The 20,323-nt window shown below is 66.1% G+C and carries 13 protein-coding genes, 2 pseudogenes and 1 riboswitch; of the genes and pseudogenes, 5 read left to right on the top strand and 10 right to left on the bottom strand.

Annotation, left to right across the window (positions count from 1 at the left end):
* Nucleotides 1–40 precede the first annotated feature (40 nt).
* The 5 genes from FFY45_RS00305 to FFY45_RS00285 are packed head-to-tail and all read left to right on the top strand — an operon-like array spanning nucleotide 41 to nucleotide 7,310.
* On the top strand, nucleotides 41–1,267 hold the full coding sequence (locus FFY45_RS00305; RefSeq protein ID WP_176338902.1) for an ATP-grasp domain-containing protein: 1,227 nt from the start codon (nucleotides 41–43) through the stop codon (nucleotides 1,265–1,267).
* The gene (locus tag FFY45_RS00300; protein ID WP_176338901.1) at nucleotides 1,264–3,066 is read left to right on the top strand and encodes an IucA/IucC family protein; all 1,803 of its coding nucleotides are present in this window, start codon (nucleotides 1,264–1,266) and stop codon (nucleotides 3,064–3,066) included. The genes FFY45_RS00305 and FFY45_RS00300 overlap by 4 nt, the downstream gene beginning before the upstream one ends.
* Nucleotides 3,063–4,271: an MFS transporter gene (locus FFY45_RS00295; RefSeq protein WP_176338900.1), complete on the top strand. Its 1,209-nt coding sequence runs from the start codon at nucleotides 3,063–3,065 to the stop codon at nucleotides 4,269–4,271. The genes FFY45_RS00300 and FFY45_RS00295 overlap by 4 nt, the downstream gene beginning before the upstream one ends.
* The gene (locus FFY45_RS00290; RefSeq protein ID WP_176338899.1) at nucleotides 4,249–6,018 is read left to right on the top strand and encodes an IucA/IucC family protein; all 1,770 of its coding nucleotides are present in this window, start codon (nucleotides 4,249–4,251) and stop codon (nucleotides 6,016–6,018) included. The genes FFY45_RS00295 and FFY45_RS00290 overlap by 23 nt, the downstream gene beginning before the upstream one ends.
* Nucleotides 6,015–7,310, top strand: a complete 1,296-nt coding sequence (locus FFY45_RS00285; RefSeq protein WP_176338898.1) for a type III PLP-dependent enzyme — start codon at nucleotides 6,015–6,017, stop codon at nucleotides 7,308–7,310. The genes FFY45_RS00290 and FFY45_RS00285 overlap by 4 nt, the downstream gene beginning before the upstream one ends.
* Here the strand turns inward: FFY45_RS00285 and FFY45_RS00280 are convergent.
* The 10 genes and pseudogenes from FFY45_RS00280 to ssuC all read right to left on the bottom strand — a co-directional run bounded on the left by FFY45_RS00280 (nucleotide 7,208) and on the right by ssuC (nucleotide 20,226).
* Nucleotides 7,208–8,122, bottom strand: coding sequence for an AraC family transcriptional regulator (locus FFY45_RS00280; RefSeq protein WP_255171833.1), 915 nt, complete (start codon nucleotides 8,120–8,122; stop codon nucleotides 7,208–7,210). The two genes, FFY45_RS00285 and FFY45_RS00280, sit on opposite strands and share 103 nt — an antisense overlap.
* Nucleotides 8,123–8,181: 59 nt before the next feature.
* Nucleotides 8,182–8,426: pseudogene (locus FFY45_RS00275) on the bottom strand (histidine phosphatase family protein); the annotation flags it as partial.
* Nucleotides 8,423–9,469 carry a nicotinate-nucleotide--dimethylbenzimidazole phosphoribosyltransferase gene (cobT, locus tag FFY45_RS00270; protein WP_176338896.1) on the bottom strand — a complete coding sequence of 349 codons (1,047 nt, stop codon included), beginning with the start codon at nucleotides 9,467–9,469 and terminating at the stop codon, nucleotides 8,423–8,425. The pseudogene FFY45_RS00275 and the gene cobT, both read right to left, overlap by 4 nt.
* Nucleotides 9,466–9,891: pseudogene (locus FFY45_RS00265) on the bottom strand (bifunctional adenosylcobinamide kinase/adenosylcobinamide-phosphate guanylyltransferase); the annotation flags it as partial. The gene cobT and the pseudogene FFY45_RS00265, both read right to left, overlap by 4 nt.
* 177 nt (nucleotides 9,892–10,068) lie before the next feature.
* A complete protein-coding gene (gene btuB / locus FFY45_RS00260) occupies nucleotides 10,069–11,946 on the bottom strand; it encodes a TonB-dependent vitamin B12 receptor (RefSeq protein ID WP_176338894.1) in 1,878 nt (625 codons plus the stop codon).
* Between the two features lie 115 nt (nucleotides 11,947–12,061).
* Nucleotides 12,062–12,284: riboswitch (cobalamin riboswitch) on the bottom strand.
* Nucleotides 12,285–13,310: 1,026 nt separating this feature from the next.
* Nucleotides 13,311–14,597: an O-acetylhomoserine aminocarboxypropyltransferase/cysteine synthase family protein gene (locus FFY45_RS00255; protein WP_176338893.1), complete on the bottom strand. Its 1,287-nt coding sequence runs from the start codon at nucleotides 14,595–14,597 to the stop codon at nucleotides 13,311–13,313.
* Nucleotides 14,598–14,756: 159 nt separating this feature from the next.
* The gene (locus FFY45_RS00250; protein ID WP_176338892.1) at nucleotides 14,757–15,665 is read right to left on the bottom strand and encodes a DUF6624 domain-containing protein; all 909 of its coding nucleotides are present in this window, start codon (nucleotides 15,663–15,665) and stop codon (nucleotides 14,757–14,759) included.
* Between the two features lie 124 nt (nucleotides 15,666–15,789).
* Nucleotides 15,790–18,375 carry an ATP-dependent chaperone ClpB gene (clpB, locus tag FFY45_RS00245; protein ID WP_176338891.1) on the bottom strand — a complete coding sequence of 862 codons (2,586 nt, stop codon included), beginning with the start codon at nucleotides 18,373–18,375 and terminating at the stop codon, nucleotides 15,790–15,792.
* A 223-nt stretch (nucleotides 18,376–18,598) separates the two neighbouring features.
* Nucleotides 18,599–19,435, bottom strand: coding sequence for an ATP-binding cassette domain-containing protein (locus tag FFY45_RS00240; RefSeq protein ID WP_255171832.1), 837 nt, complete (start codon nucleotides 19,433–19,435; stop codon nucleotides 18,599–18,601).
* Nucleotides 19,432–20,226: an aliphatic sulfonate ABC transporter permease SsuC gene (gene ssuC / locus FFY45_RS00235; RefSeq protein WP_176338890.1), complete on the bottom strand. Its 795-nt coding sequence runs from the start codon at nucleotides 20,224–20,226 to the stop codon at nucleotides 19,432–19,434. Before ssuC ends, FFY45_RS00240 begins: the two co-directional genes overlap by 4 nt.
* Nucleotides 20,227–20,323 lie beyond the last annotated feature (97 nt).

The following is a 20,323-nucleotide window of genomic DNA, read 5'->3' as shown; positions in this document are numbered from 1 at the left end:
GTACCGGTTTTTCCACCGTCCTGTTGAATCGAGAGCTGCCATGACTGCGACATCCGCTGCACCGTTGGTGATCCTCACCCATGTCTGCCATCCGGCCATCACCGAAGGCTTTCTGCCTTCCGCGCACGCGCTGGGCCTGCCGGTGTGGCTGCTGACCGATCACCGACTCGATCACCTCAGCTATTTCCGCGAGCACCCGGCACACGCACCGCAGCGGGTGATCGAATGCGATGTGTTCAATCCGCTCGGCGTGCTGGATGTGCTGCACGACGCAGACGTGTCGCCGCGCGCAGTGTTCAGCAACAGCGATCATCTGCAGACCAGCACTGCGCTGGTCGCTGCCGGTCTGGGCCTGCCGGGCAAGGATTGGCAGGTGTGCTACGCGGCCAAGAACAAGGCGGCGATGCGTCAGCGTTTGCGCGCGCGCGGACTGCCATCGCCGTGGTTCTGCACGCTGGCGCCGGGCGCAGCGTTGCCGGCCGACATTGCGTGGCCGGTGGTCGCCAAGCCGCGCGAAGGCGTCGCCAGCCTGGACGTGCGCCACTGCGCCGATGCCGCGCAACTGCAGGCCTATCTGGACGATGTGTGGCAGCGCCATCCGCAGCGCACCGTGTTGCTGGAGGGCATGCTGGAAGGTGCGCTGTTTACGCTGGAAACGCTGGGCGACGGCCACACGCTGCAGGCGCTGGGCGGCTTCAAGGTGCGGCTGTCGCCGCCGCCGCATTTTGTGGAATGCGAAGCGCAGTGGGATGCACGCGTCGACACGCCGGTGATTGCGCAGGCGCTGGAGCAGCTGCGCAGTTTTGGTGTCGGTTTCGGGCTATGCCATAGCGAATTCATCCTCACCGCCAACGGCCCGGTGCTGGTGGAGATCAACTACCGCAGCATCGGCGACCGCCGCGAATTCCTGCTCGACAGCATGTTCGGCAAGCAGTGGTTCAACGCCGCGCTGGCGCCGCATCTGGGCCTGCCGCTGCCGCAACTGCGCAGCGATCGCGCACATGCCTTGCTGCGTTACTACGTCGCCGATCAAGACGGCGAGTTGGTGGCCGCCAGCGAAGACCGCCGCCATCACACTGCGCATAGCGATGTGCAGTACCGGCGCATGCGCGCGCCGGGCGAACGCATCCGGCTGAGCCATTCCAACAAGGATTACCTGGGTGTGCTGAGCGCGCTGGCCAGCGATGCGCAGGCGCTGGAGCAGGCGGTGGTGCATGCCGAAGCGGGCTTGCAATGGCGGATCGACAGCGCGGAGCTGCGCGCATGAGCAGTACAGCGGACCAACGCTATATCGCCACCCGCATCATCGATGCCTGCCTGCGCGAAGACCTGCGTGGGATCGCCACGCGTGGCAGTGCCGCAACACCTGATGCAACGCTGCTGGCGGCATGGACCGACCCCAGCCCGGTGGAAGGCTGGTGGCGCATCGCGCATCTGCCCGATGGCACGTTGTGGTTGCCGATCCACCGGCAGGGCTACCTGCAGGACATCAGCGCCTGTGGCGATAGCTGGATTGTGCAACGTGCTGACGGTGTGCATGTCGAACGCGGTGCGCAGACATGGCTGCAACGCATGAGCGCGCAGCTCGACATGGACACCCAGCAGTTGCATCGCGCCTATGCCGAAGAAGCCGAGTGCGCCGCTGCACATCTCGGCCTGGCGCGCCTGGCCTACGATGCACAGGCACCTGCGCTACTCAACGCGCTGCAGCATGAAGATGCGGCCGAGCGCGCGTATCGCTGCGATCAACTGGCGAGCTATCGCGACCATCCGTTCTACCCGACCGCACGCGCCAAGGCCGGGCTGGAGGCCTCGGAACTGCGTGACTATGCCCCCGAGTTCGCGCCCACCTTTACGCTGCGCTGGCTGGCGATTCCGCGTGCGCAGGTCACCTGCACCAGCGCACTACCGGCCGAGCTGTGGCCAGACTTCGCCACGCTGGGTTTGCCGCCCGAGCTGGCCGACACGCACATCGCCTGGCCGGTGCATCCGCTGGTGTGGGCGCGGCTGGAGCAGGACGGCTTCGCGCTGCCTGCGGGCAGCCTGCGTGCGCCGCAGGCCTGGCTGGAGGTGCGCCCTACCCTGTCGGTGCGCACGCTGGTGCCGCTGCTGCATCCGCAGCTGCATCTCAAGTTGCCGATCCCGATGCGCACGCTGGGCGCGCTCAATCTGCGTTTGATCAAGCCCTCCACGCTGTACGACGGCCACTGGCTGGAACGTGCATTGCGCCGCATCGATGCGCTGGACCCGGCACTGCGCGCCCGCTGCGTGTTCGTGGACGAATCGCATGGCGGGCACGTGGGTGAGACGCGTCATCTGGCCTATCTGGTGCGGCGTTATCCGCCGCTGGACGACGCCACGTTGGTGCCGGTTGCTGCGCTGTGCGCGCTGTTGCCGGATGGCCGCCCGATGGCGATCCATCTGGCCGAGCGCTTTGCGCAAGGCGATGTCCTCGGCTGGTGGCGCGAGTACACAGAGCTCCTGCTCGCGGTGCATCTGCGCTTGTGGCTGCGCTACGGCATCGCACTGGAAGCCAACCAGCAGAACAGCGTGCTGGTCTACGCCGATGGCCAGGCGACGCGGCTGCTGATGAAGGACAACGACGCCGCGCGGATCGCGCTGCCGCAGTTGCGCGCGCAGCTGCCGGACCTGGATGCGTTGGGACCGCTACACGATGCGCGTATCGCGGTGGACGATCCGCACGCCCTGGCGCAGATGTTCTGCACCATCGTGCTGCAACTGGATCTGCAGGCCGTACTGGAAGGCCTGGCCGAATGGCAGCCCGCGCTGCGTGCGCCGCTGTACGCGCAGTTGCAGACGCAGTTCGCCTTGACGCTGGCGCAACTGGACGTCGACGGCATCGACACCAGCCCCGCGCGCCGCTTGCTGGCCGCGCCGCGGTTGCCGGTGAAGTACCTACTCAGCGCCGGCAGCCTGCTCAGCAAACAGCTCACCGGCGCAACGGATATCAACAAGTTCTACGGCGATAGCGCGCCCAATCCCTTCGGCGAGGCATTCGCTGGCGCGCAGCGCCCGCCGCGTCGGCAGGCGGGCGCTCAGCGATGAAGCGTGTTCTGGGCCCGGTGCTGGCGGCGCACTACCTGGCCGCCTTCACCGCGTTGGGCATGCCGTTGTTTCTGCCGCAGGTGCTGGCCGAACTGGCGCCGTCGGCCGCGGTTGGCTGGAGCGGTGTGCTGTACGTGTTGCCGACGCTGTGCACCGCGTTGACGGCCGGCACCTGGGGGCGTCTGGCCGACCGCTATGGACGCAAGCGTTCGCTGTTGCGTGCGCAACTGGGGCTGGCAGTGGGCTTTGCGATCGCCGGCTTCGCACCGTCGCTGACCTGGCTGGTGATTGGGCTGATCGTGCAAGGCACCTGCGGCGGCTCGCTGGCGGCGGCCAATGCGTATCTGGCCAGCCAGCCGCAGGCCGGCCCGTTGGCGCGTGCGCTGGACTGGACGCAGTATTCAGCGCGCCTGGCGATGGTCAGCGCACCTGCGTTGTTGGGTCTTGCACTGGCGCTTGGCCCGGCGCAGTCGCTGTATCGCGCGCTCGCGCTGTTGCCGCTGCTGGCGTTCGCGCTGACCTGGCGTTTGCCAGCCGATCGGCCTGCGGTGCGGCCGACAGCTTCCACTGCGACGTCGCTGCCCTCCAGGCGCGCAGCTGGGTCGGCGCAGTCGGCTTCACCACAGACAACCACAACGGCCAACGCACTGTGGCCTGCACTGTTGATCGCGCAATTCCTGTTCTGCTTCGCGATGGTGGTGACCTTCCCCTACTTCATCCCGTATGCGCTGGCGCGCGGCGCCGGCCACGACGCGCTGGCCGGCCTGCTCTACAGCCTGCCGCATCTGGTCTATCTGGTGGTGCTGCCGTGGTGGCGTCGCGGCGATGGCGAGGCGTGGCTGGTACCCGGCCTGGTGATGTTCGCCGTGGCCTGCGTGTGGCAGGCGCTGTTGCACGACCCCGTCGCACTGGCGGTTGCGCGCCTGCTGTTCGGGTTCGGCATGTTGTTCGGCCTGCGTGGGCTCAACCGCAGCCTGGCGATGGTCGCCAGCGGACACGGCGCCGGACGCTTGTTCGGCCGCTTCGATGCCTGCGGCAAATGGGCTGGCGTGTTCGCCGGTGCCGCTGCCGGCGCGCTGGCCCAGGCGGCCGGTCCTGCCACCCCTTTCCTGGCTGCCGCGCTCGCTGCGGCGGCCGCTGCGCTCACCGTTCTGGTGCGCTTCCCTTCGAGGAGATCCGCCGATGTCGCCGCACACGATGCATGACCCCTGGTACGACAGCATGGCCGACGCGCAGGCCTGCACCTGCTGGTTGAACTGCTACCTGCGCGAATTCGCGATTCCGCAGCGTGCAGTGGACTTCGATTATCGCGGGCTGGATCGCCCCGGCCCGCGCGTGGCCGAGCAGCGCTGGCTGCGCATCGATCTGGGCGACACCGGCGCGCTGTGCGTGCGCATTGCCTATGCCGATCGCCTGGGCCGCTGCCGCTTCGCCTCCACGCCGTTTCTCAAGAGCGCCGGCCAACCGTGGCAGAGCCTGGATGCGCATGCCTTGGCGCGTTGCCTGCTGCAGGCGCTGGGCAGCACGCAGGCGGTCAATCCGGAACTGCTCGCGCAAAGCGCCAACAGCGTGGCGATCACTGCTGCGTTGTTGCGACAGGCACAAGGCGCCTTGCCGACTGGTGAGGCGATGATCGATGCCGAGCAATCGATGCTGTGGGGGCATGCCTTGCATCCCACGCCTAAGAGTCGCGAGGGCATCGATCTTGCGCAGGTACTGGCCTGCGCGCCGGAAGCGCGTGCGGCGTTCCAGCTGTTCTGGTTCCGCATCGACCCACGACTCTTGCGCATGCAAGGCCGCGATGTACGTGCCACCTTGCGGCAGCTGTCCGGCAGCGAGGATCTGTATCCCTGCCATCCGTGGGAAGCGCAGCGGCTGCTCGACGACCCGCTGCTGCGCAGCTTGCAGGCACGCGGCGTGATCGAGCCGGTCGGCATGCTGGGCGATGCACTGCGGCCAACCTCCTCGGTGCGCACGCTCTATCACCCGGAGCTGGATTATTTCCTCAAGTGTTCGGTGCATGTGCGGCTGACCAACTGCGTGCGCAAGAACGCCTGGTACGAGCTGGAAAGCGCGGTCGCGCTCACCGAACTGCTGGCACCGAGCTGGCGTGCGCTGGCGGTGCAGGTGCCCGGCTTCGATGTGATGCTGGAACCGGCGGCGACCTCGCTGGAGATCGCGCAGGTCGACCCGGCGCTGCACGACGCCGATCCGCTTGCGGCACGCACGCTGTCCGAGAGCTTCGGCATCCTGTACCGGCAGATCCTTCCTGCCGCGCAACGTGCGCGTTGGCAGCCGCAGGTGGCCGCCGCGTTGTTCACCTGCGATGCGCAGGGCAACAGCGTGTGTGCGGCGAAGTTGCAGGCACTGGGCAGCGCGCAGATGGATCGCCACACCGCCACGTTGCTGTGGTTCCGCGCCTATGCCGGCTTGTTGCTGGATGGTGTATGGAGTGCCTTGTTCCAGCACGGCATCGCGTTGGAACCGCACTTGCAGAACACCGTGATCGGCTTTGCCGATGGCTGGCCGACACGGGTATGGATCCGCGATCTGGAAGGCACCAAGCTGCTCGCACACCACTGGCCCGCCACGCGTTTGCAGGGCGTGGGCGAGCGCGCACGGCAATCGCTGTACTACACGCCGGAACAGGGATGGAATCGTGTGGCGTATTGCGCGCTGGTCAACAATCTGGCCGAAGCGATCTTCCACCTCACCGAGGGCGATGACGTGCTCGAAGCGCGCCTGTGGCACTGCGTTGGCGAGATCGCCGCACGCTGGCAGCAACGTCATGGCGCGCAAGCAGCGCTGCAGGGCTTGATCGACGGCGCGCCGCTGCCCGGCAAGAACAACCTGGGTACGCGGCTGTGGCAACGCGCGGATCGTCAGTCCGATTACACCGCACTGCCCAATCCCATTCCACGCATCGCAACTGCACGCCAGGTGGCCGCATGAGCCTGCGCATCGATACCGCCGCCGTGATGGAGGCGTTGCCACACCTGCGCGAACACAGCGATGGCCCGATCTGCGCCTACGTCTACGACCTGGCCGCACTGCACGCACACGCGGCATGGATGCGCGCGCAACTGCCGGCCGAGTGCGAGCTGTTCTACGCGGCAAAAGCCAATGCGGAGCCGCCGATCCTGCGCACGCTCGCCCCGCACATGGATGGCTTCGAAGCGGCCTCCGGCGGCGAACTCACCTGGCTGCATCAGCAACAACCGCAGGCCGCGTTGTTGTTCGGCGGACCCGGCAAGCTCGATAGCGAACTTGCCCAGGCCGCTGCGCTGCCCGATTGCACCGTGCACGTGGAAAGCCTGGGCGAACTGGAACGCCTGGCCGTCATCGCGGCGCAGGCGGGCCGCTGCGTACCGGTGTTCCTGCGCATGAACATCGCCGTGCCCGGGGCGCAGAGCACGCGTCTGATGATGGGCGGGCAGCCCTCGCCGTTCGGCCTGGACCCGGACGATCTGGATGCGGCGATCCATCGGCTGCGTGCGAGCCCCTCGCTGCGCCTGGAAGGGTTCCATTTCCATCTGATGTCGCACCAGCGCGATGCCGGCGCGCAGCTGCACCTGATCGCTGCCTATCTGCGCACCGTGCAGCAGTGGCGGCAACGCTACGGGCTTGGCCCGTTGCGGGTAAATGCAGGCGGTGGCTTCGGTGTGGATTATCTGGCGCCGGAATCGTCGTTCGATTGGGCCGGCTTCTGCGCCGGCTTGCCTGCGTTGCTAAGCGAACATGGCGACGCACTGCGTCTGCGGTTGGAGCCGGGGCGCTATCTCAGTGCCAGCTGCGGCTGGTATCTGATGGAAGTGCTGGACCTCAAGCGCAGCCACGGCGCCTGGTTTGCGATCGCCCGCGGCGGCACCCATCACTTCCGCACTCCGGCCGCACAAGGTCACGATCACCCGTTCCGTGTGTTGCGTGGCGCGCGTGCCCCAGTGCTGCGCGACACGCCGGTGACGCTGGTCGGGCAGTTGTGCACGCCCAAGGACGTGCTGGCACGCAACCAGCCTATCGCGGCACTGGCGCCGGGCGACTGCCTGGCCTTCCCGCTGGCCGGCGCGTATGCATGGAATATTTCGCATCAGCAGTTCCTGATGCATCCAGCGCCGCAGATGGTGTTCTTGCCGGTGGCGGCTCAGGCGACTGCATCCGCATCCGCTTCCGTAGAAAGCCGCACCGGCACCCGGATGTCTGCACGCAGCTCGCCCTCTGCCACTGTTTCCGGGTCGTCCAGGTAGAGGTAATGCAGCGGCGCATCGCGTAGCACGTGGCCGCTGTCGGGTAGCCACTGCGCGAGCACGCGGTCGAGCGCGTCTTCGATACCTGCATACGACCCCATATGACGCAGCACCGCGTGCGCGCCACCGTCGAGCTGGCGCAGGTGCAACGGCGCCGACGGCGACAGTGCGGTGTCGAAGGCCATGCCGCATTCGAACAGATGCAGGTGCGCCGGCACATCGCGGTGGTCGCTGAGTGGCAGGCCGATCAGCGACTGCAGCTGCTCGATCGCACCGACCCGCTCGGCCCAGGCTGCGATGCGGCCGAAACCGCGGTCCAGATCGTCGAACGCGCCGCGCTGGCGTAGCACCACCACTTGCAGCGGGTCGAGTACTTGCACCATCACCTGTAACGGCGCGCCGGACAGCTGCGGCGGCACCGAAGGCGCGGCCAGTTGCTGCAGTTTCTGTGCGCGCAGCGACGGTGTATTGCGCAGGCTACTCGGGCTGGCCTGCAACACGGCACGGAACGCGCGTGCCAGCGCCTGCGGGGTCTGATAGCCCACCGCCAGCGCCACCTCGGTCACCGAGCTCGCCTGCTCGCCCAACAGATGCAGTGCATAACTCAAACGCAGCCGCGCGATGGTCTGCCCCAGGGTTTCGCCCGCCAGCGCGCGATAGACCCGGTGGAAATGATGCGGCGATTGCTGCGCCACCGCCGCCAGTGCGGCCAGATCCGGCAGCGGCTCGCCAGCGCGAATGCTGGCCTGCAGGTGTGCCACAACGCGCTCGACGCTGCGTTGCCGATTGAAACTGACGGAGGCTGCTGGCATGGACGATTCCTTGTTGGCGGCTCCAGCATCGCGCAGATCGGCGCAGCACGCGGTCCCGATCTTGCGCAGTGAGGGCGGCGCAATCGGCTGCACTGCAGCCAGGCGTCGCACCGCGCGTTTGCCAATTCGGTGGCGAACAATGCGCAGCGCTGCAGCGTGGAGGCGACCACCACATCGCAGACGCCCCGGCGGTAGCCGTGCGCAGCTGCTGCCAGCCCAACGCGATGAGCGGGTCGTCGAGCTACCCGCGATAGCTGCGCTGGCCGGTATCGCCGTGTCGCAACACGCTGATCTGCGCACTCAGCCGTCGGACACGCCGGCTTCGGCGAAGGTGGCCATGCCGTTGTGCAGTGCGCAAGCGTGACGCAACAGCGGAATGGCGACGGCTGCGCCGCTGGCTTCGCCCAGGCGCAGGTCCAATTGCAGCAAGGGTTCGGCATCCAGCGCTCGGAGCAACGCGGCATGGCCGCGCTCCTGCGAGCGGTGCCCGAACAACAGCCATTCGCGCACGCCGCCATTGAGATGGGTGGCGACCAACGCCGCGGCGGTACTGATGAAGCCATCCACCAGCACCGGAATCCCCGCCTGCGCGGCGGCGATGTAGGCACCGACCAGGGCGGCAATCTTGAAGCCGCCAAGCCGGCGCAGCCGCTCCAGCGGCGTGGAGGCATCGGCGTGCAGGGCCAGCGCACGGGTGATCACGATCGCCTTGTGCGCGATGCCTTCGGCATCCAGCCCGGTACCGGCGCCGGCCATGGCCTGCGGAAACTGCGACAGCAGCGCGCAGCCCAGCGCGGCAGCAGCAGTGGTGTTGCCGATGCCCATTTCGCCGCCGACAAACAGCTGCGTATCGCAACTCCTTGCCTGCGCAATGCTTTCGGCGCCTGCGGCAAGCGCATCGCGCAACTGGATGGATGTCATCGCCGGCTGCTCGCAGATGTTGGCGCTGGACGGCGCGATCCAGGCACGGCGCACACGCGGCAACTCGCCCGGGTCGTTGACCACGCCCAGATTCACCACTTCCAGGCGTGCGCCGAGCTCACGCGCCAGCACTGCGATGGCGGCGCCACCGCGGGCGAAATTGCGCACCATCTCGCCGGTGACCGCCTGCGGAAACGCAGACACGCCCTCGGCCGCGACGCCGTGGTCGGCGGCATACACCGCAATCCAGATCCGCTGCACGGTGGGGGATTCATTGCGCTGCCAGGCCGCCAGTTGCACGGCCAGGTGCTCCAGCCGACCCAGCGCACCAGGCGGCTTGGTCAGTTGTCCCTGCCGGGCCAGCGCCGCTGCCCGCACACGTGCATCCGGCACCGCACAGGCACCCTGGATCCAATCGATACTCACACCGCGTCTCCTTTCAGCACCATCGGCAAGCCGGCCACGACGAACACCACGCGCTCGCACTGTACCGCCAATGTCTGATGCAGCAGACCGGCCTGGTCGACAAACCGGCGCGTCGGTTCACCCAACGGCACGATGCCCTGCCCGACCGCGTTGCCGACCAGCACGATCTGCCCCGGCAACTGCGGCAGGGTGCCGAGCAAGGCTTCACGCTCGCGCACGAATACGCCGGCATCCGGGTCGCCCAGCAGGCTGCTCAGCCATAGCGTTAGGCAATCCCCCAGCACGCAGCGGTCGGGCGCGGCCAGTGCCTGCAAGCTGGCAGCCAACGCGATGGGTTCTTCCACGCACTGCCAATGTGGCGGGCATTGGCTGCGGTGATGCGCGATGCGTGCGCGCATCTCATCGTCCAATGGCGCGGCCGTCGTCCTGTTGCAGCAATGGCCGCGTCAACGCAGCGCCCGTGCTGATGCCGCAGTGGATCGCGTAGCCGCTCACCGCCGCGTCGTTCAATGCAAGCCGCCCGTGCACGCGATGCAATTGCTTGTAGGGCTGCAGTATGACTCGCCCGACGGTGAGCACGGCCGGTGTGATCGCCGCGCTTACTGCGCTGCTTGATAACGCAGCGTCAGCAGATAATTGCGCCCCGGCTGCGCGTACCAGCGTGCGGTTTCGTACTGGCGATCGAACACATTGTTGGCAGTGAGCGCCACCTTCCAATCCGCATTCACTGCATAACTCACGCGCAGATCCAGCAGACCGTAACCGGCCAGGCGCTCGGTGTTGGCCAGATCGTCGAAACGCTTGCCGGAGCCGAACAGGCTGGCACCCACGCCGAACACACCGAAGCTGCGGTCCGCATCGATACGCCCGCTCTGCCGCGCGCGCCGCGGCAACCAGTTGCCTTGATTGACGCCGCCATCGGCTTCCGGCTGCAACCAGGTCAACGCGCTGCGCACGGTCCAGCCGGCCAGCTCGGTGTCGTAACCGGCTTCCACACCGCGGATGCGCGCCCGATCGATATTGTTCGGCTGCCCGAACGGATGCGCCGCATCCACCAACGATGCGTCGTAGGCGATCAAATCGTCGATGCGGGTCTGGAACGCGCTCAGCGTCCAGGTGCCCCAGTCGTAGTTGCCGCGCATACCGAGCTCGGCGCTCCTGGAGGTCTCCGGCCCAAGCAACGGATTGCCGAAATCGGGGTAATACAACTCGTTGAAGGTCGGTGCCTTGAACGCGGTGCCGTAGCTGGCGGTCAGGCGCAGATGCTCGGCGAAATCCCAGCCCCACAGCAGGCTGCCGGTGGTCTTGCCGCCGAACTGGCTGTTGTCGTTGCGACGCAGGCTGGCCTGCAACGACTGCGTGCCGAAGCTCTGCTGCCACTGCGCGAATGCGGCGCGGTCGATGCGGCTATCGGAATTGTAATTGTCGCTGCTGGCGATGGCATCGCGCTGCCAGTCGAAGCCGACCGTCAGCAGGCCAGCGCCTGCATCGATATCGGCCTGCAGCGAACCTTGCTTGCGGCGGGTGTCGTAGGTGGACAGATACGCGCCTTCGTAATACGCATCGCTCAAATCGGAACTGCTGCCCACGCTGGCAGTGAGCTTGAGCGCATCGGTCGGCGCATACCGCACGCGGCCGCCGACCGCCTGCTGCACGCCCTTGGACAAGTTACCGCCGAAGGCCGAGCCGTCGTATTCGTTGCGGCTCTGCGCACGCAAGGCATGCACGTCCGCATCCCACTGGCGATTGAAGCGCCAGCCGCCCTGCACGCTCAGCGAATCGTTGCGATAGCCATCGCGATCCGGATCGTAGTCGCTGGAGCTGGTGTCCAGATAGGCGTTGATGCCATCGGTTTGGTCATGCACCGCGTTGGCCGAATACCAGCCGCCGCGCTCGCTCAGATCGCCTTCGCTGCGCCCGGCTACGCCCGCGCTGTAGCGACGCGCGTTGTCGCTGCCGGCTGCTGCGCTGAAGGTGGGCACGAAGCTGCCTTGCGGGCGGCGGGTAAAGATCTGGACGACACCGCCCAGCGCCTCGGAACCATACAAACTGGAGAACGGGCCACGCACGATTTCGATGCGCTCGATCTGTTCGATCGGCAGGTCCTGCAGCGCCGCGCCGCCCGAGGTGGCCGAACCGATGCGCACACCGTCGATCAGCACCACCACCTGGTCGGACTCGGTGCCGCGCAGGAACAGCGAGGTCGGCTTGCCGGGGCCACCGTTATTGGCCAGCGACACGCCGGCTTCGCCACGCAGCAGATCCTGCAGCGAGTTCACCTGGCGACGCTCGATCTGCGCGCGGTCGATCACGGTGACCGGCGCCAGCGTCTGGTCCTGGGTCTGCGCGGTGCGCGAAGCAGTGACCACCACCTGGTCGAGATCGATGGCCGCCTCTGCCTGGGCCAGATTGACCACGCACAACGACAGGCACACGGCGAGCACCGCACGGCGCGGCGAAACGGAAGAAACGGACATCGATTGCTGCTCCTGGAACCGCGCCTACCCGCGCGGGGGCAATGGGGCGGCAAACAGCAACGGGCCAGGCGCCCGACGCCGCAGCGCCAGACGAGCAAGGCCACGCCCACCGCGTGCCGTTTCAATCCCTCAGGCCGGTCTCCGGGCTCGCGAGTGGAGGCCTGCGCCTCCGATGCCGCGCCTTCCCATGCGACTGCACAGTGACGTAATGCGGCATCTGACCTCGCCCACCGTTGCGGGGGCAGCTCCGGAATTGCAGCTCGCCAAGGCGATGCGCGCACCGGATTCCCGTTTAAACTACCGGAACTCCGGCGGTCACCTCAGGGGCGCGCATGGTAGCAGGATTGTCGGGGGCGCCTCCGCGGTCAGCGGCAACCAGCCAAGCGCAGCGCCTCGCCACGCGCCTGGATGGTGAATTGCCAATCCCTTCTCCCGCCCGGCGAAGGTGGCGCGCAACGCCGGATGAGAGTGCGGCTACTGAGAAATATTTGGTCAACTGTACCCTCACCCCAACCCCTCTCCCGACGGAGAGGGGCTAAAGCTGTCCTTCTCCCATCGGGAGAAGGTGCCCCGAAGGGGCGGATGAGGGTACGGGCGAAGCCTCATGCCATGTATGGAAGCAGCATGCTGGGGTTGCCCACATGTCCGCCACCGGGCTTCATCTCGCACATACGAGTGGGCTTCGCCCCCGTACCCTCACCCCAACCCCTCTCCCGACGGGAGAGGGGCTAGCTGTCCCCGGCGGGAAAAGGGGCTTCTACCCACGCTTTATTGGATTGTTCAAGATTTCTAGGTCATGGAAGCGACGTACCGAGGCGGCAGCGTGGCCGGGGATTGGCGGAGAGCGGCACACGGATGTGCCGCGGCGGCGAGTCAGACAGGATGTCTGACCGAGCCGAGGAGCCAATCCCCGGCCGCGCTGACGCCCTGACCGAAGCCAGAGACAGGGACACAGAGTCAGAGGCAGAGACAGACAGCGTGCTTGGCGGTGCCCGGAGAACCCGTACCCTCACCCCAACCCCCGCTCAGCGCCCGGCCCGCGCTTGCGGCGCGGGCGCTCCAAGGCACGCGCGCCCATGGCGCGCCAGCTGTGCCTCCTCGCCCCGGCGGGAGAGCGGCTTCAAGCCACGCTTCATCGGCTTGTTCAAGATTTCTAGGTCATGGAAGCGACGTGCCGAGGCGGCAGCGTGGGTGGGGATTGGCGAGAGCGGCACAGGGATGTGCCGCGGCGGCGAGTCAGACAGGATGTCTGACCGAGCCGAGGAGCCAATCCCCGGCCGCGCTGACGCCCTGACCGAAGCCAGAACAGACCGCGTGCTTGGCGGTGCCCGGAGAACGCGTACCCTCAAACGGCTATCGACCCCTCACGCGCCCTGCAGCGCCTGCTCCAGATCCGCCAGCAGATCGTCGATGTGTTCGATGCCGATCGACAGCCGCACCGTGTCTTCACTCACCCCGGCATGCTCCAACTCCGCCGGGCCCAACTGCCGATGCGTGGTGGACGCCGGATGCGTTGCCAGTGACTTCGCATCGCCGATATTCACCAGCCTCGTAAACAACTGCAGCGCATCCAGAAACCGCGCACCTGCCGCGCGTCCACCGGGCAGGCCAAAGGTCAGCACGCCCGAGCCATGCCCACCCAGATACTTCTGCGCCAACGCATGCTCGGGATGATCCGGCAGCGCGGCATAGTTGACCCACGCAACCCGCGCATGCCCCTGCAGATACGTCGCAATCGCCAGCGTGTTCGCGTTGATGCGCTCCATCCGCAACGGCAGCGTTTCGATGCCTTGCAGTATCAAAAACGCATTGAATGGCGACAACGCCGCACCGGTGTTGCGCAGCGGTACCACGCGCGCACGCCCGATATACGCCGCATCACCCAACGCTTCGGTGTACACCACGCCGTGATAGCTCACATCCGGCTCGTTGAGGCGCGGAAACCGTTGCTTGTGCGCGGCCCACGGAAAGCGCCCGCTGTCCACGATCGCCCCGCCGATGCTGTTGCCATGGCCACCCAGATACTTGGTCAGCGAATGCACCACGATGTCGGCGCCGAACTCGATCGGCCGCAACAACGACGGTGTGGCCACGGTGTTGTCCACGATCAACGGCACCCCATGCGCATGCGCCACTGCCGCAACCGCTTCGATATCGGTGATATTACCGCGTGGGTTGCCGATCGACTCGACGAACACGGCTTTGGTACGTTCGTCGATCAAGCCGGCAAAGGCTTGCGGATCGCGATAGTCGGCAAAGCGCGTACTGATGCCGAACTGCGGAAACGTATGCGCGAACAGATTGTAGGTGCCGCCATACAACGCACTGGAGGAGACGATGTTGTCGCCGGCCTCCGCAATGGTCTGGATCGCATACGTCACCGCCGCCTGCCCCGACGCCAGCGCCAACGCGCCGATGCCGCCTTCCAGCGCGGCCACGCGTTGCTCCAGCACATCGTTGGTCGGGTTCATGATGCGGCTGTAGATATTGCCCTGCACCTTGAGGTCGAACAGGTCCGCGCCGTGCTGGGTATCGTCGAACGCGAAGGCCACGGTCTGGTAGATCGGCACCGCCACGGCACGCGTGGTCGGGTCGGGCGTGTAGCCGCCGTGCACGGCGATGGTTTCAGGCTTCCACTGCGGATCGGTCATGGCGCGGCTCGCTCGTTAGAAGACGAGGACGATACGCGGCTGCTGCCATGCCTCTCATAACAGCACGCTATGACGACATCGCCAACTGTCAGGTCCTGCAACGGCGCACCCGCGCGCCGGCAATGGCTGCCGGCAATACTGAGCCCCTCCACCCGTCGATCAGCGCACCGGCTTGTGGTAGACGTCGTGCAACATCTTTTTGTAGTGCTCCATGGGAGGTAGTCCCATGCGGAGGCGACGCGCATCCAGGCCTGCTTCGTCCTCAGTAGGCTGCAACGACATGTGGCCATCCGCACCGGTCTGAAACTGGGTGCCGTAGCGCTGCGGCTTCCCTTGCGCGCGCAAGACACGATCGGTGAGCAGCGCAACATCGTCAGGCGCCACATCCTGCTTGGCAAGCGCCGCTTCCATCAGTTCCAGCACCTGCGCCTGAAACGCTGGATCGGCGTCGGAGTGCTGTACCAATGTCCATGCTGCATTGGCGCCGTCTTCGCCCACCAGGCGCCGTCCCGGCCATCCCTGCGTCGCGACGACCTGCTTGAGCCATTCGGTATTTTCGCGCATCACCGGCATAGTAGATGCCCAGTCGGCTGGCTTGCCCCCAGCTCCAATTGCTGCCTCTTGCACCTGCTGATCCTTCTCCACGCGCACAAGCAGTTCCTGCCGCAATTGCGGATTTAGTGCCGCCTGCTGCGCACTGATGCGTTCGGCCTTCGCCAACAGCACAGGCCACCCGCGCATCTTTCTTAGCCGATTCAGGCCGGGCCGATCCTTGCTACGCAAATCATCGATGGAAATGCGCCCCCGTGGAATTTCCTCCTCGAGATAGCGCATCGCCTCGTCGGTCCGTTCCGCTGCCGCCAGGCATTCTGCGCGCAGGAGTTCGCCATTCTGTGGCAGTTCGCCGGATGAGCGCTGCAATGCGCCCATCACCTCTGCACAACGCGCATAGTTATTTGCCTCGTAGGCCTTAAGCGCGGCGAAAATATCCGGCACTTCCTCTGCGTGCAGGGAACATGCCAATCCGAAGGCGACGCCGAGGTAGATCGGAACATACGCAATACGCATCTGAAGTTCCTTGTCAGATGAGACGTTCGACTGGAGAAGCGCGCGACGGTTTGCAACGCTCCAAAACGACCCGAATGACGCAGACGAGCCACCCACACATCCTGCGGGACGACCCGCCCTCCGATCAAGCCTTTCCGAATTCCAGATGCCCGCCCTGCGCACGCACGCGCACGGTATCGCCGCTGAGGTAATGCCCCGAGAGGATCTGCTGCGCCAGCGGGTTCTCCACCTGCGACTGGATCGCGCGCTTGAGCGGGCGTGCGCCATACACAGGGTCGAAGCCGACATTGCCCAGCAATTCCAGCGCGGCATCGTCCAGATCCAGTTTGAGGCCGCGCTCGGACAGACGCTTCTCCAGCCCATGCAACTGGATGCGCGCAATCGACTTGATCTGCGCCTTATCCAGCGGATGGAACACCACGATGTCGTCGAGCCGGTTGATGAACTCCGGGCGGAAATGCGCCTGCACCACGCCCATCACCGCCGCCTTCATCTGCGTATAGGCCTCGGCGCTGCCGTCGCCGGACAGCTCCTGGATCTGGTGCGAGCCCAGGTTGGAGGTCATCACGATCACGGTGTTGCGGAAATCCACCGTGCGGCCCTGGCCATCGGTAAGACGGCCATCGTCGAGCACCTGCAGCAGGATGTTGAAGACATCGGCATGCGCCTTTTCCACTTCGTCCAGCAGGATCAGCGAATACGGGCGCCGACGCACCGCCTCGGTGAGATAGCCGCCTTCTTCGTAACCGACATAGCCCGGAGGCGCACCGATCAGCCGCGAGACCGAATGCTTCTCCATGAACTCGCTCATGTCGATGCGGATCATCGCTTCGGTGCTGTCGAACAGGAAGTCCGCCAGCGCCTTGCACAACTCGGTCTTGCCCACGCCGGTCGGTCCCAGGAACAGGAACGAGCCGCTCGGGCGATTGGGGTCGGACAGGCCCGCGCGCGAACGCCGCACCGCATCGGAGACCACCTTGATCGCCTCGTTCTGGCCGACCACACGATGGTGCAGCTCGTCTTCCATGCGCAACAATTTGTCGCGCTCGCCTTCGAGCATCTTGTTGACCGGAATGCCGGTCCAACGCGACACCACCTCGGCGATTTCCTCGGCGGTGACACGGTCCTGCACCAGCTTGAAGTCGTGATGCTCGACCTCGTTGGCCAGCGCCATCTGCTTTTCCAGCTGCGGCAACACGCCGTACTGGATCTCGCTCATCTTGGCGTAGTCCTGGCGGCGCTGTGCGGCCTCCAGTTCCAGCTTGGCGTGCTCGATCTGCTCCTTGACCTTGGTGGTGCCCTGCAGCGCGGCCTTCTCGGATTTCCACAACTCGTTGAGGTCGTAGAACTCGCGCTCGAGCTTGTCGATATCGGTTTCCAGATCGGCCAGGCGTTGCCGCGAGGCGTCGTCCTTTTCCTTCTTCAGCATCTCGCGCTGGATCTTGAGCTGGATCAGGCGGCGCTCCAGGCGATCGAGCTCCTCCGGCTTGGAGTCGATCTCCATGCGGATGCGCGATGCCGCCTCGTCCATCAGGTCGATCGCCTTGTCCGGCAACTGGCGGTCGGTGATGTAGCGGTTGGACAAGGTGGCGGCGGCCACGATCGCCGGGTCGGTGATCTCCACGCCGTGATGCACGGCATAGCGCTCCTTCAGGCCGCGCAGGATCGCGATGGTGTCTTCCACCGTCGGTTCGCCCACGAACACTTTCTGGAAACGCCGCTCCAGCGCGGCGTCTTTTTCGATGTACTTGCGGTATTCGTCCAGCGTGGTGGCGCCGATGCAATGCAGCTCGCCACGCGCCAGCGCCGGCTTGAGCATGTTGCCCGCGTCCATCGCGCCATCGGCCTTGCCCGCACCGACCATGGTGTGCAGCTCGTCGATAAACAGGATGATCTGGCCTTCGTTCTTTGACAGATCGCTGAGCACCGCCTTCAGCCGTTCTTCGAACTCGCCGCGGAACTTGGCGCCGGCGATCAGCGCGCCCATGTCCAGCGACAGCACGCGCTTGCCGCGCAGGCCTTCGGGTACTTCGCCATTGATGATGCGCTGGGCCAGGCCCTCGACAATCGCGGTCTTGCCCACGCCTGGTTCGCCGATCAGCACCGGGTTGTTCTTGGTGCGCCGCTGCAACACTTGAATGGTGCGGCGGATTTCTTCGTCGCGGCCGATCACCGGATCGAGCTTGCCGCTCTCCGCACGCGCGGTCAGGTCGATGGTGTATTTCTCCAGCGCCTGGCGCTGCTCTTCGGCATTTTCCGATTGCACGGTTTCGCCGCCGCGCAACTTATCGATGGCGACCTCGATCTTTTTCTTGTCGCCGCCGGCCGCGCGCAAGGCCACGCCCAGCGGGCTGGCATCGTCAGCCGCGGCCAGCACGAACCACTCGCTGGCGATGAAGGCATCGCCATGTTGTTGCGCCAGTTTGTCGGTCTGGTTGAGCAGGCGGTTGAGATCGTTGCCGATCGACAGGTTGCCTTCCTGCCCGGAGACCTTGGGTAGCGTATCCAGCGCCTCGCCCAGCCGCTCGCGCAACAAGGGCACGTTGACGCCGGCCTGCGACAGCAGCGGGCGCGTGCTGCCGCCACTCTGGTCGAGCAGCGCAGCCAGCACGTGTACCGGTTCGATGATGTTGTGGTCGCGGCCCACGGCCAGCGACTGCGCGTCGGCCAGCGCCTGCTGGAACCGCGAGGTGAGCTTGTCCATCCGCATGGGGAAATCCTCTGAACTGGTGGCCGGTGTCTCCGGCGATACCGTGCAGATGCGGCTGCTGTGCGGGGTTTCAAGGTTTAGCGGGTGCGGCAAGTGCAGATGAGGGGCATCAAGGCCGGCTCACGCTGCTTGGTGTGGGGCTGCACGATGTTGAAGAAACGGGGTTGCCTTGCGCATTGGCATCGGCGTTGGCTTAGACAGTCTCGGGCCGACGACCAGCCTGCTAGACGATCCGCCGCAGTGGCACACTGGCGTGCGTCGCAGCGCCCTGCCGCGCATCGACATCTTTGGCGTCCTCGGCGCTCTCCGTGGCCGCTGGCACCGGCAGCTGCGCCGTCCCCAGCAAACGCGACAACACCTGCGCCTGGATCGCCGCCAGCGCCGGTGCGCCTGGTACACGCGGATGCGGCACCGGCACTGGCACATCCAGGCCGACCTGGCCGTGCTCGATCAGCACAATGCGGTCGGCCAGCGCGCTGGCCTCGGCCACGTCATGGGTGACCAGCACCAGGGTGAAACCATGCTGCCGCCACAACTGCACGATCAGCTGCTGCATCTCGATGCGCGTCAACGCATCCAGTGCGCCCAGCGGTTCGTCCAGCAGCAACAGCCGCGGGCGATGCACCAGTGCGCGCGCCAAGGCCACGCGCTGGCGTTGACCGCCCGACAGCGTCGCCGGCCAATCTCCGCCGCGCGTGCCCAGCCCTACCGCGTCCAGTGCGGCCTGTGCCTGCACGCGACCGGCCCGGCCCAGGCCCAGCGCCACGTTGTCGATCACCCGCTTCCACGGCAGCAGCCGCGCGTCCTGGAACATCAGGCGCACCGCATCACGCTGCGCAGCCAACGGCGCGTGCCCGCTAGCGACCGTGCCGGTATCGGCCGCTTCCAGCCCGGCGATCACGCGCAATAAGGTGCTCTTGCCGCAGCCGCTGCGACCGACAATCGCCACGCTGGCGCCGGGCGCGATGTCCAGATTGATGCCGCGCAGCACCTCGGCATCGCCATAACGCTTGCCAATCCCGCGCAAGGTCAGCGGCAGGCCGGTGTCGCTCGCGCTCATCGGCGCAGCTCCGCACGCTGTTGCTGCGCCGGATGCCAGCCCAACCACCAGGCTTCCAATCCGCGTGCAGCCAGATCGGCCAGCTTGCCGAGCAATGCGTATAGCAAGATGGCCACCACCACGATATCGGTCTGCAAAAATTCGCGCGCATTGGTCGCCAGATAGCCGATGCCGGAACTTGCGGAAATCGTCTCGGCCACGATCAGGGTCAGCCACATCAAACCCAGTGCAAAGCGCAACCCGACCAGAATCGACGGCAACGCACCCGGCAACAACACATCGACAAACAGCTGCGGGCCAAGCAAACCGTAATTGCGCGCCATCTCGATCAGTGCCGGGTCCACGCTGCGGATGCCGTGATAGGTATTGAGATAGATCGGGAAGAAGGTGCCCAGCGCCACCAGAAACAGCTTGGCGCCCTCATCGATGCCGAACCACAGGATCACCAGCGGAATCAGCGCCAGATGCGGCACGTTGCGCAGCATCTGCAAGGCGCTGTCTAGCAGGCGCTCGGCCACGCGCGACACGCCGGTGAGCAGGCCCAGCGCAAAACCAATGCTGCCGCCGATCGCCAGGCCCACTGCCGCGCGCCAGCTGCTGATCGCCAGGTGTTGCCACAACTCACCGCTTTGTACCAGCGCGACAGCCGCACGCAGCACCGCGTCCGGCGCAGGAAGAATCCGCTGCGGCAACCAGCCACCGGAGGCGGCGATCTGCCAGGCCACCAACAAGGCCAATGGCAATAGCCAAGGCAGCAGCGCGTTGCCAAAACGACGCGAGCCGGTGCTCATCGCGGCACCTTGATGGTATAGCGACGCATCAAAACGACAGCGCGCATTTGCACGTTTCCGGAGGCCCGGCACCCGTTCCCAATCCCGCTTACGTTTG

The organism is Xanthomonas hortorum (assembly GCF_011305375.1).
Lineage (GTDB): Bacteria > Pseudomonadota > Gammaproteobacteria > Xanthomonadales > Xanthomonadaceae > Xanthomonas > Xanthomonas hortorum_E.
The sequence above is the reverse complement of the archived record's forward strand: the minus strand, read 5'-3'. Positions and strand labels throughout refer to the sequence as shown.